This is a genomic window from Chryseolinea lacunae (assembly GCF_016735595.1).
GTDB lineage: Bacteria > Bacteroidota > Bacteroidia > Cytophagales > Cyclobacteriaceae > Chryseolinea > Chryseolinea lacunae.
Map to the genome: position 1 here is coordinate 774,282 of NZ_JAERRB010000002.1, position 12,008 is coordinate 786,289.

A 12,008-nucleotide genomic window follows, 5' to 3' on the forward strand; every position below is an offset into this window, starting at 1 on the left:
ATTGCCTCCGAATTAATGCTAATTTGCAATTTGTAAAAAATGATCCCCGTCACGAAACCTTTTCTGCCACCGATTCAGGAATATGAGCAATACCTCCAGGACATCTGGAAGCGTAATTGGCTTACCAACAACGGACCTCTGGTGAACGAACTGGAGCTGAAGCTGAAAGACTACCAGGAGGTGAAACATCTCCTCTACGTCACCAACGGCACCATTGCCATACAGCTTGCCATAAAGGCGCTGGGGTTGAAAGGCGAAATCATCACAACACCGTTCTCGTATGTGGCCACCACCAGCAGCATTGTGTGGGAAGGTTGCACACCGGTGTTTGTAGACATCGACCCCGCTACCTGCAACATCGACCCCGCCAAAATTGAAGCGGCCATCACACCCCAAACGTCGGCCATCCTGGCCACGCACGTCTATGGAAATCCCTGCGATGTGGAGGCGATTGATGAGATTGCAAAACGAAGAAACCTCAAAGTTATCTACGACGGCGCGCATGCCTTTGGTGTGAAATACAAAGGCCGCTCCATCTTTGACTATGGCGATGTGAGCACGTGCAGCTTCCACGCCACAAAACTTTTCCACACCATAGAAGGCGGCTCGGTGGTCACAAAAGATCCGGAGTTGCTGAAGCGCATGGCCTACCTGCGAAACTTTGGTCACGATGGGCCGGAGCGGTTTGCCGAGCTGGGCATCAACGGCAAAAATTCCGAGTTTCATGCGGCCATGGGGTTGGTGAACCTTCGCTATGTTGACCGCATCATCGAAACCCGGAAACAACTGTCGGCGCACTACGATAAATTCATGGGCACCTTCCAGGGAAGCAAGCCTTCAGTTTCGGCAGATGTGGTCTATAACTATGCCTACTATCCGGTGATCTTTGATTCTGAAAAGCTCCTGGTTCGCGTGCTCGACACGTTGCAACAAAACTGGGTGCACCCCCGCCGCTATTTCTTTCCCTCGCTGGAAAATCTTCCCTATGTGGAAAAGCGCGGCGTGTGCACGGTGGCAAACTCCATTGCCCAACGGGCGCTGTGCTTGCCGCTCTACGACACGCTGTCGCCTGAAGAAATCGATATGATCTTCAGAATCATTCTGAGAGTTCAAAACAACTGAGGTCGCTATGGTGGTTGTGGGCGCAAAGGGGTTTGCAAAAGAAGTGCTGGAAGTGCTGACGCTCTGTGGCGACGTGAACGACCTCTATTTTTTTGATGACCTGTCGGCCGACATTCCTGAAAAACTTTTCGACACATTTCCCATTCTGCGTTCCATGGAAGATGTGAAAACTATCTTTCAAACCACGGGCGATTCACGGTTCACACTCGGCCTCGGCAACCCTGCACTGCGCCTGAAGTTGTACAGAAAATTTCTGGACGCCGGTGGCATTCTCACCTCAACCATAAGCCCGAAAGCCGATATCGGTCGCTATGGAATTTCCATTGGCGACGGGTGCAACATTCTTTCGGGTGTGGTAATCACCAGCCAGGTTGTGCTGGGCAGGGGATGCCTGGTGAACCCCGGATGCATTCTCTCGCACGATGGCGTGGTGGGCGAATTTGTAGAGTTGTCGCCGGGCGTCAGAATCACGGGAAATTGCACGATTGGAAACTACACGGTGCTGGGCACAAACGCCGTGATTCTGCCAAAAGTAACGGTGGGGAGCAACGTCATTGTTGGTGCCGGGGCGGTTGTCACAAAAGACGTTCCCGACAACTGCGTTGTGGCCGGTGTGCCTGCCGTTTTCAAAAGAGCCCTCGCGCCACTTTCTAACACCGCTCTTCGCTAAAGCATGAACCTTCATATCGTACCGGACAGTAGTTTCATCAATGCCTTCTACGATAATCTCAACGAGCTCGGGCTTTTACCCAACAACCGGTTTGTGGTTCGGACAAACGCCGCCAAACTGTCGGTGATCCGCCACGACCTTCCGTTTGCAAAATTGAACAGCACCAAATTCGCTGCGCTTGTAGGCGACACGTTGCAGTATGACCAGGTCTTTATCCACTACTTCACACCGCTGCTCTACCGTTGGGTAGCGCAACATAATTTCAAGGCCTTGCACTGGATGATCTGGGGAGGCGATGTGTATAACCTCAGGTCGCTGGAGCGGTTTTGTTTTTTGCCGTTAACCTATCAGCGTTATGTGAAGCGCAACACATCGTTGATGAACCTGCTCTATGAATTGAAGATAGCCGTTACGCAAACACCCTACAGACGAAAGGCCCTTTCGAAAGTCACCAACATCCTCACCTGGATGGAGCATGAATACCAGTTTGCGCAGCACCACCTTCCGGTGAACGCCGCACACCGGTTCTTTTTTTATGAGAACAACCAGGCCTATCACAAAATCGATTCGCTGGTGTCGGCCTCCACGCAACGCCGTGAAACGCCAACACTCATTGTAGGGAACTCAGGATCGCCGGCCAACAATCACCTCGACCTTGTTCACTACCTGGAAACGCAGGGCATAAAGGCCAATCTTCAGATCCCGGTTTCGTATGGCGACAAGACCTATATAAAATTTCTACGCGACAATCTCCGCTACAGCCTGGGAAGCGTGGAGTTCGTGGATCGGTATATGAAATTTGAAGAGTATGTGTCGTTTCTTTCCGAAGCCGACGGGTTGGTCATGAACACCATTCGGCCGCAGGGCTATGGCAACATTCTCATGATGATGTACATGAACAAACCCGTGTTCTTCAACACCGAAAACATCTCGCTGCCCGACCTCACAAAACTCAACATCAAATGGCATCCCCTTCAGGCCATTCCCGAAAACGCAGGAGGGGAGACCCTGAACCGGACTCAGGTTCAGCAAGCCTTCTCGCACGATCGGCTTCTGGAAGTTTATAGGGGATTATTCAGCAATAGTCAGTGAAATACTACATCGCCCCCGGCGATACCCCTAACATAACGGTTAAGTTTTTAGCTTTGTGCCGGAGCTATTGGCATCGTGCCGGTACACGTTATTCCTTCGGGCGTTATGGCTAAATACGTTTTAATTCTGTTGTTGCTACTCTCTGCAATACAAAGCTTTTGTCAGGTCGACAACGTCGGTGCCGGCAGAGCTATATCCTTTGACGGGGTGGATGACTACATTGACTTTGGAAATATCTACGACGACGTCGCCCTTCCCATCACCGTTTCATTCTGGGCCTACATCGATCCGTCCATCACGGCACTGGTGCCGATCTTCGACAACCAGGATGGTTCGTCTGTCTACAATGGATTTGCCGTGGTGGCTTCGCATGTGCATGTGGGCATGACCTATGGCGATGGCAAGGGAGGAAACAACCCGGCCTTCCGCCGATCGAAAGCCGCGCTCATGAGCGACCCCACCGGGAAATGGATAAACGTCACAGTGGTTTTCAGAGGTGCCACCAACATGGATATTTATCTGAATGGAATCAATGCAGGTGGCGACTATGAAGGCTACTCAAATGATCCCATGAACTCGAACTCTCCGGGCGAAGTGGCCAAGATGGGCTATTGGTTTAGCAACGGAAACTATTTTCGGTATAAGGGCCAGCTGGATGAATTCCGCATCTGGAATCGCGCCTTGAGCGAGTCTGAGATCCGCGAAACGATGTGCAAGAAATTGAAAGGCAATGAGACCGGCCTCATCGGCTACTGGAACTTTGATGAGACTTCGGGAAACATAGTGGCCGACAAATCGGTGAAAGGTTTTAATGGCACATTGATGGGCAATCCGCAACGTGTCTATTCCAGTGCACCCATCGGCGATGAGAGCGTGTATTTATATCCGGCGTCGTGGGGAGGCAACACGGTTTCGCTGGTGAATGGACTCGACAAACTAACCGTGTCTAACGTGCAGGGCACACCCGAGGGCGTTCACGTCTACACCGTGAACGACATTCCTTCCCAAACCAACGGACTAAACCTGGCCGAAGTCGAGAAGCCCTACATGGGCACCTTCGCCGCTGCCTTCGACGTGAACAATGTGATGGACCTGAACTATCAGTACGATGGCGTTTCCATCTGCAAGAACTTTCAGCGAAACAACAACAGCGTTGATGTCTGGGCCGAACAACCTTTGACAAGCATTCTTAACCGAACAGAGATTGTGAAAATACCGGCAAGCAATGCAGACTTCGACCTCGGTCCCGACATCGAAGTCTGCGATCAAAAAGCCATTACGCTTTCTGCCCCCGCTTCGGTTTCCGGCAAGTCCTTGTTGTGGAGCACTGGCCAAACATCGGCATCCATCGTGGTTTCCACGTCGGGCAACTATTGGCTTCGCGCAGGGGGCACCTGCAGCAAGGGGCGCGACACCATTTCCGTTGCCTACCTGAAACCCCCACCACCGTTTTCGCTTGGCGATGATGAGACACTTTGCATCCTCACACCGCGAAAGCTTAGCCCCCTCAAAAATCCGGAGGGCTACCAATTTGTGTGGCAGGATGGTTCCACGGACTCCACGTTTGTAACGAACACCTTTGGCGAATACGCCGTGACCGTCTCAAACGCTTGTGGCACCAGCAGCGACAAGATCACGCTCACGCCCGTGTTGTTTGACAAAAACAAGATTCCAAACATCATCACCCCCGGAAACGATTTGCTTAACGAACATTTCATGATCGAGGAATCGTTGTTTGGCGCGCGGTTCTCGGTCTACAACCGGTGGGGCGAACAGGTGTATGACAACCCGAACTATCGCAACGATTGGAATGGGGCGGGCCTGACAAACGGAATCTACTTCTACCTGCTCACCGGCGATTGCATTGGAAAAATAAAGGGCAGTGTCACGCTAATAAAAGGCAACTGATTAATCCTTAACTTTCGCTTTTACTGCACTCGCATGGACATCACCAAATTCAGCAAAGTACTTGTGCTGGCACCACACACCGACGACGGTGAGCTGGGCGCCGGAGGAACCATTGCCAAACTGATTGAAGGCGGAGCCGACGTATACTACGCGGCCTTCTCCACAGCCGAGCAATCGGTGCCCGACGGTTTTCCCAAAGACATTCTGAAAACGGAAGTGAAGAACGCCACCCTTCGCCTGGGCATCAAACCCGAAAACCTCATCATCTACAACTATGAAGTGCGCAAGCTCAACTATGTTCGCCAGGAAATTCTGGAAGGACTCATTCAGCTGCGCAAGCAAATAAATCCCGACCTGGTGTTGCTGCCCTCGCTTCACGACATCCACCAGGACCACAGCACCGTGGCACAGGAGGGACTGCGGGCCTTCAAGCAACGCACCATTCTTGGCTATGAGCTCATCTGGAACAACCTCACGTTCAGCACCAGCTGCTTTGTGCAGTTGAACAAGGAACACATCCAGCGCAAATGCGATGCCCTCAAAGCCTACGAATCGCAGCAACATCGCGACTACATCTCCGAAGAGTTTGTGTTCTCGCTGGCCAAAGCACGCGGTGTGCAGATCGGCAGCGCCTATGCGGAGGCGTTCGAAGTGATCCGCCTCATATTCTAAATTCGCTCAGGCGATGCGTGCCAGCGCTTCCAGGAAAATTTTCTGATTGTGTTCTGCACTCAGCTCGCGGGCGGCAACGTCGGTGTTGGCTTTGAAGCGGGCAATGTCGTTTGTGGTGAGCGCCTTCAGTGCGTTGGCCATGCCCTGGCCGGTGAAATCTTCCGACACCACGCCGATGTCATAGTGCTTCACAATTTGTGCGATCTCGCGCAGCGGGCCGGCCACCATGCCGATGCGGGCCTGAATGCAGTCGAAGAGTTTGTTGGGCAAGCCGTTTTCGTAATTGAAATTCACGGGCGGTATCAGAATGATGCCCAGGTCGTAGGTGGCATGCAACGACGGCACAATTTCGCTGCCCTTCAGTGCGGGCAGGATGTTGATCTTGCCGGTGGCAGCGGCTTTCGCCTTATAGGTTTCGAAGTATTCTTTGGTTTGGGGTGAGGCGCTGCCGGGAAGGAGGTAGATCAGATCCAGGGTGAACCGGTTGTCGAGTGCTTCCATCATGTCGATCATCAGCTCGGGCCGGCGCGACATGTTGAAGATGCCGTGGTGCACCAGGCGGATGGGATTGGCCACGGAGGCGTTGGCGTGGAGGTCGATGAACGGCGACGCGTTGGTGACGATGATGGGTTTCACACCAAAATGTTTTTCATATTCCGATGCCAGCCCATTGTTGATGGTAGACATGCCCGCCACGCGGGGAATGTAGTGCCGGCACAACGCCGTGTTGAAGCGTTGAAAAAAGATGCGCCAGTAGAGACGGTCTTCAAAATGACGTGGTGCGTATTCGTGGGCATCAAAAAAAACTTTGCTGTGCTGGCCGGCAATAGAGAAGGCGAGGGGCAGGGCCTCGATGTCGTTGGCCACAATGATGTCGAACTTGCGGTCGCGAAGCGTGGGCACATAGGACTGATAGTTGTGCAGCAACGCATAGGCAATGCGGTTGATGCCCAGCAACAGAAAAACAGAGGCCACGGCTTTCCGCAAAAAAGTAAGGTTTGTTTTTTTGATCACAAATAACTCGCGCCCCGGGTCGGGATAGGCATCGAAAACTGCGGCGGTGACGCGATAGGTTTCTTTCAGAAAATTTACCTGACGCGTCACGCGGGCGTCGTTCTTAAGGTCGGTGAAGCAGAGAACAAGCAGGGACTTCATGCGGAAAAAATTTCGTAAAGATGTGTGTTTTTATTTGGCCCGGCCCGGATTTTCTTTCACAAAAGACTCCCATGTTTTGCTCTTGGCTTTTGCATCGCCTTTCTGAAAATGGTGGCACAAGGCCACGGCCAGTGCGTCGGTGGCGTCGAGAAGTTTGGGAACTTCTTTTATGGCAAACTGCATCATCAGCATTTTGGCTACTTGCTCTTTGGAGGCGTTGCCATTGCCGGTGACCGACTGCTTCACTTTCTTGGGAGCATATTCCATGATGGGAATTTCGCGCGACAGCGCCGCGGCCATGGCCACACCTTGTGCGCGCCCCAGCTTCAGCATGGACTGCACGTTCTTGCCAAAGAAGGGAGCCTCCAGCGCCACCTCGTCGGGACCAAACTCGTCGATGAGGCTGATGACCCGTTCGAAGATTTTTTTCAGCCGCAGCTCGTGTCCGGCATACTTGCTGAGGTGAATAACCCCAAACTGCAACAGATCGATTTTGGGCTTCCGCACCAGGATGACGCCATAGCCCATCACGTTTGTGCCGGGATCGAGGCCCAGGATGATCTTCTCTTTCACAATATTTACCACGGCCCAAGATAGGTAGCGTTTATAAATTAGTGAAATTGCAAGGCATGGCCACCGTCATCTTCATCGCATTTGCCCTCTACACCGCCCTGGTGCTGGCACTGCTCGCGGGCTGGCGCAAAGCCATTCGCGAAAAGCCACCGGTGCAGGTGGGTGAACAACCGCTGGTGACGGTGGTCATTGCCGTGCGAAACGAAGCGCCAAACATCGCGCGGCTGTGGCGCGATTTGGAAGCCCAACGTTATGCAAAGTTGGAGGTGATTTTTGTCGACGACCATTCGGAAGACGAGACGTTGACTGCACTCGCGAGTTGTCACTCCGAAGTTATTTCCATCAAGATTCTGAAGAACACCGGTGTGGGAAAGAAGGCGGCGCTAACGCTGGGTGTTCAGTCGGCGCAGGGAACGCTGGTGGCCACCACAGACGCCGATTGCAGCCTGCCACCGGCATGGATCGAGACCCTGGTGGCCGCGGCTTCGGCACAGGGCATACACATGGTGTTTGGCGGTGTGCGCATTGAACCCCATCATTATTTTTCGTCGCTGCAATCGCTGGAATTTGTGAGCCTCATCGGTTCGGGGGCAGCCACCCTGGCGTTGGGTGCGCCCACCATGTGCAATGGGGCAAACCTCGCATTTCGCAAGCAGGCCTTCGATGCCGTGGGCGGCTATAGCGGCAACCTGCACATCCCTTCGGGCGACGACGAATTTCTGCTGCGTAAAATTGCGCATGCTTTTCCGGGTGGTGTGGCGTTTGTGCGGGACCCGCACGGGGTGGTGAGCACACTGCCCAGCCCAAGCCTGCATAGCTTCGTGCAGCAGCGCATTCGTTGGGCCGGCAAGTGGCGGCATCACCAATCGTTTGTTAGCAAAGCGCTGGCGGCTTTCATTGCCGTGTTTCAATGCCTTGTGTTTCTTCTTCCGGTGCTTGCGTTTTGGGGTGTTCTGTCGCCCACGGTGGCGTTGGTGTTGTGGAGTGCAAAGGCACTGGTTGAATATGGCTTCTTGCGCAGTGTGTCGGCGTTTCTTCGCCTTTCGTGGAGGTGGCCCGCTTTTCTATCGTTGTTGGTTGTTTATCCACTTTATATTTTGACGATTGGCATGATTTCGAACTTTCATTCGTTTGAGTGGAAGGGAAGAAAACTAAAATCCCTCACCGTCAGTCATATCAGCACGAAGTGAGTAAAACATGTTAACGCCTGTTAAAAGGGTTGTGTACAATTCGCTTTTCAGTTTAACTTTACCGTAACATGACCGAACAAACCCTCAAGGCTAAATTTGAAATCAAAGAGCTCGAGCTAAACGCGCTGCTGGAGATCACTCAAGCTATAAACAGTAACCTGCCGGAAGAGTCGCTCTACAAAATTTATAACTTCACCCTTCGCTCAAACCTCAACATCCAAAAGCTCGCGCTGTTTGTGCTCGACGACGAGTGGAGTTGCAAAGTGAGCTTCGGCACCAAAAAACATTTTCACCGCGCCGACCTCCTGCCGGCATTCAAGACCATACAAGACATTACGCACCTGCGCGAATTTGAAGACTGCGACTTCACCGTGTTCGACATCATCATTCCCGTGACGCACAAAAGCACAACCCTGGCGTTGGTGTTTGTGGGCGGCCTGGAGAAAGACGATCTGCGCTACGAAAACGAAGACGGCATCAAATTCATACAAGCCCTCAGCAACATCATTATCGTTGCCATCGAAAACAAAAAGCTGGTGCGCAAACAACTGGAGCAGGAATCGTTTCGCAAAGAGCTCGAAATTGCCAGCGACGTGCAGCAATTTCTTTTCCCCGACAAACTTCCCAACACCGAGTTGTTGAAAGTGGAAGCCAGCTATCTGCCACACGACATGGTGGGCGGCGACTACTACGACTACATACCCATCAACAAAAATCAATTCCTCATCTGCGTGGCCGACGTGAGCGGCAAGGGCATACCCGCGGCTTTGATGATGTCTAACTTTCAGGCGTCGTTGCGCACACTGCTGCGCCAAACACCCAACCTCACCGACATCATTGAGGCGTTGAATTTCCAGGTGTTGGAAAACACAAAGGGCGAAAAGTTCATCACCTTCTTTGCCGCCATCTATGACCTGCGGTTGAAGACCATGGTCTATGTGAATGCCGGACACAATCCGCCGATATTGATCGATCGCAAGAACGGCCTTCGGTTGTTGGAAGATGGATCGACCGTGCTCGGTGCCATGCACCCGCTGCCGTTTCTGAACGAAGGTTTTGTGACCGACCTCGACGACTTCCTGCTGTTCTGCTACACCGACGGCCTCACCGAAACACGCAGCGAAAAAGATGCAGAGTTTGGCGTGGAAGCGTTGCTGAGCTATTTCAGCGACGAGGAAACCTTCAACAAACCCCTGCGCATGATTCACCAGGACATCATCGTGGCGCTCGACACGTTCAAGGGAAAGAATGGCTACAACGACGACATCACCATCTTGTCGTGCAAAGTAGGCTAGTGGCTTCGACTTAAGTTTTTAAACACTGTGTTGTTTCGGGCTTCCGAAACAACTTCCGGATTTTGCTTATGCTCCATCGCACACCGTTCTTTCTGCCCATGCTCTATCCTTCGCTCACCTGGAGAGTGGAAGGAGCCCGCAAAGAATTGTACCTCACGTTTGACGATGGCCCCGTGCCCGGCCCCACAGAATTTGTGCTCGAAACCCTGGCGGCTTATCAGGCCAAAGCCACCTTCTTTTGCATAGGCGACAACGTGCGCAAACACCCCGACATCTTCAGGCGAATCGCAGCGCAAGGACACGTCACCGCCAACCACACCTTCAACCACATGAACGGCTGGAAGAACAACGCCACCGACTACAAACAAAACGTGCAACGCTGCCAGGAGGAAATGACACTCCAGGCCAAGCCTGCGCACAGCGTGGCAAGTCGCCCACTGTTTCGCCCACCCTATGGGCGCATCACCCGAAACCAGATTTTGGCGCTCCAGGATTTTAACATCATTATGTGGGACGTGCTGTCGGTAGACTATGCAAAGAGCCTGGCCCGCGAACGTTGTCTTCGAAACACCGTGAAGGCTACACGTGCAGGATCAATCATTGTTTTTCACGACAGCCTCAAAGCCGAGAAGAACATGACCTACGCCCTGCCGCGCCTGCTCGATCATTTCTCTGCGCTCGATTTCCAGTTCAAGACCCTGGCATGATCAAACGTGTTCTCATAGCACCGCTCGACTGGGGTCTGGGGCATGCCACCCGGTGCATTCCGCTGATCCGCGCATTGCAGCAACGGCAGTGCGACATTTTTATCGCCGGCAGCGGCGATGCACAGGTGTTGTTGCAGGAAGAATTTCCATCGCTCACCTTTCTCGACCTGCCGGGCTATCAACCCGAATACAGCACCGGTTCCATGGTGTGGAGCATGGCCAAACAGTTGCCCAAGTTTGTGCGCGTGATCCGCGACGAACACGAACTGCTGGAACGCCACGTGAAGCAACACAACATAGACCTGGTGATTTCCGACAATCGCTATGGATGCTGGTCGGCAAAGGTGCCTTCCATTTTCATTACCCATCAAAGCAACATCCTCATGCCAAAACGATTTGGCTGGTTGTCGCCCTGGGTTCGCCGACGCAACCACGCACTCATTCGCCGGTTTGCACAATGCTGGATTCCCGATGTTCCCGGCCACGACAGTCTTGCGGGCAGCCTCATTGCGTTTGGTGAAACCAGTGCGTTAAAGAATGTGCACTACATCGGCCCACAGTCGCGCTTCACGCCATCGGAGAAAACAGAAACGGTGTTCGACGTGGTCTGTGTGTTCTCCGGCCCTGAGCCCCAGCGCAGCCATTTCGAAAAGAAGGTGGTTGACCAGGTGAAGGCTTCGGGCCTCAAATATTTTATTGTGCGTGGACTTCCCTCGGCCCGCGAGCAGCAAGATGACCGGAATTGTGTTAACTTCCTGAAGGGCGAGGCGCTTCAGAAGGTGTTGGAACAGTCAACCTGCGTGATTGCCCGCAGTGGCTTCAGCACCGTGATGGACCTTGCCGCCCTGCGACGGCGCGCCATCTTTGTGCCCACACCGGGGCAGACCGAACAGGAGTATCTTGCCACACGCTTAATGAACCAGGGCGTGGCCTATGCGCAAGAGCAACATCGCTTCGATTTTGCAAGCGCATGGCAGGAATCGAAAAAGTATTCCGGGTTCACAGCCCTGCCTGCCAGCGGTGCGTTGCTTCAAAAAGCGTTAGACGTTCTGTTCGATGCAAAGGGAACGATGCCGTGATTGAAGCATACAAAAAACACGTTGGCCGCCAAACACAAACAACAGCCGTTGCGCATAGGCGAATAGACTCAACGCACGGGCAACCGAACCGATAGGCAACTACACTCCACACTATGCCGTTGATTGGGCACGACAACAACCGTAAAATTTTTTAGCTAAGAAAAGTATGAGACGCCTCCTGAAAAGTTTTGTGTATGCGTTCCATGGCATCTGGTCGGGCATTTCCGGCGAGCGCAACCTGAAGGTGCAAATTGGCGTGGCCCTGTTGGTGGTTGGCGCCGGATTTTATGTGCAGATCACGCCCGAAGAATGGTGCATTGTGTGTTTGTGCATTGGGGTGGTGATTGGCCTGGAGCTGATGAACTCGGCCATTGAAGAGCTGGTGAACATGATCACGCTGGAGCGCAACCCGCAGGCCGGCAAAATAAAAGACATTGCCGCTGGCGCCGTGCTGGTGGTGTCGTGCATGGCCGTGGTGGTGGGCATCATCATTTTTCGGAAATATTTGTTGTGACGGCCCCACGGCAACGCACCGGCAGGGATTG

12 protein-coding genes are annotated in these 12,008 nt (G+C 53.0%); 10 read left to right on the plus strand and 2 right to left on the minus strand.

All coding sequences use genetic code 11. The features are described from left to right. The first annotated feature begins 39 nt into the window (after window positions 1-39). The 5 genes from JI741_RS08930 to JI741_RS08950 all read left to right on the plus strand — a co-directional run bounded on the left by JI741_RS08930 (window position 40) and on the right by JI741_RS08950 (window position 5,464). Complete coding sequence (locus JI741_RS08930; RefSeq protein WP_202008695.1) at window positions 40-1,122, plus strand: DegT/DnrJ/EryC1/StrS family aminotransferase; 1,083 nt, start codon at window positions 40-42, stop codon at window positions 1,120-1,122. Window positions 1,123-1,129: 7 nt separating this feature from the next. Then, window positions 1,130-1,792, plus strand: a complete 663-nt coding sequence (locus JI741_RS08935; RefSeq protein ID WP_202008696.1) for an acetyltransferase — start codon at window positions 1,130-1,132, stop codon at window positions 1,790-1,792. 3 nt (window positions 1,793-1,795) lie between these two features. Beyond that, window positions 1,796-2,884 carry a TDP-N-acetylfucosamine:lipid II N-acetylfucosaminyltransferase family protein gene (locus tag JI741_RS08940; RefSeq protein WP_202008697.1) on the plus strand — a complete coding sequence of 363 codons (1,089 nt, stop codon included), beginning with the start codon at window positions 1,796-1,798 and terminating at the stop codon, window positions 2,882-2,884. Window positions 2,885-2,989: 105 nt separating this feature from the next. Beyond that, window positions 2,990-4,792, plus strand: coding sequence for a T9SS type B sorting domain-containing protein (locus tag JI741_RS08945; RefSeq protein WP_202008698.1), 1,803 nt, complete (start codon window positions 2,990-2,992; stop codon window positions 4,790-4,792). A 33-nt stretch (window positions 4,793-4,825) separates the two neighbouring features. Beyond that, window positions 4,826-5,464 carry a PIG-L deacetylase family protein gene (locus tag JI741_RS08950; RefSeq protein ID WP_202008699.1) on the plus strand — a complete coding sequence of 213 codons (639 nt, stop codon included), beginning with the start codon at window positions 4,826-4,828 and terminating at the stop codon, window positions 5,462-5,464. Window positions 5,465-5,470: 6 nt separating this feature from the next. On the opposite strand, the gene JI741_RS08955 is transcribed toward JI741_RS08950, so the two are convergent. Continuing rightward, a complete protein-coding gene (locus JI741_RS08955) occupies window positions 5,471-6,619 on the minus strand; it encodes a glycosyltransferase family protein (protein WP_202008700.1) in 1,149 nt (382 codons plus the stop codon). A gap of 30 nt (window positions 6,620-6,649) precedes the next feature. Then, window positions 6,650-7,195: a crossover junction endodeoxyribonuclease RuvC gene (ruvC, locus tag JI741_RS08960; RefSeq protein ID WP_202008767.1), complete on the minus strand. Its 546-nt coding sequence runs from the start codon at window positions 7,193-7,195 to the stop codon at window positions 6,650-6,652. A gap of 53 nt (window positions 7,196-7,248) precedes the next feature. On the opposite strand from ruvC, the gene JI741_RS08965 reads away from it, so the two are divergent. The 5 genes from JI741_RS08965 to JI741_RS08985 all read left to right on the plus strand — a co-directional run bounded on the left by JI741_RS08965 (window position 7,249) and on the right by JI741_RS08985 (window position 11,977). Further along, window positions 7,249-8,382, plus strand: a complete 1,134-nt coding sequence (locus JI741_RS08965; RefSeq protein ID WP_202008701.1) for a glycosyltransferase — start codon at window positions 7,249-7,251, stop codon at window positions 8,380-8,382. Between the two features lie 68 nt (window positions 8,383-8,450). Then, entirely contained in the window at window positions 8,451-9,677 is a 1,227-nt protein-coding gene (locus JI741_RS08970) for a GAF domain-containing SpoIIE family protein phosphatase (protein WP_202008702.1), read from the plus strand. A gap of 68 nt (window positions 9,678-9,745) precedes the next feature. Continuing rightward, entirely contained in the window at window positions 9,746-10,384 is a 639-nt protein-coding gene (locus tag JI741_RS08975) for a polysaccharide deacetylase family protein (RefSeq protein ID WP_202008703.1), read from the plus strand. Next, window positions 10,381-11,463 (plus strand): glycosyltransferase, encoded by a 1,083-nt coding sequence (locus tag JI741_RS08980; protein ID WP_202008704.1) that lies wholly within the window; start codon window positions 10,381-10,383, stop codon window positions 11,461-11,463. Before JI741_RS08975 ends, JI741_RS08980 begins: the two co-directional genes overlap by 4 nt. Window positions 11,464-11,629: 166 nt before the next feature. Then, on the plus strand, window positions 11,630-11,977 hold the full coding sequence (locus JI741_RS08985) for a diacylglycerol kinase family protein (protein ID WP_202008705.1): 348 nt from the start codon (window positions 11,630-11,632) through the stop codon (window positions 11,975-11,977). The last annotated feature ends 31 nt before the right edge of the window (window positions 11,978-12,008 follow it).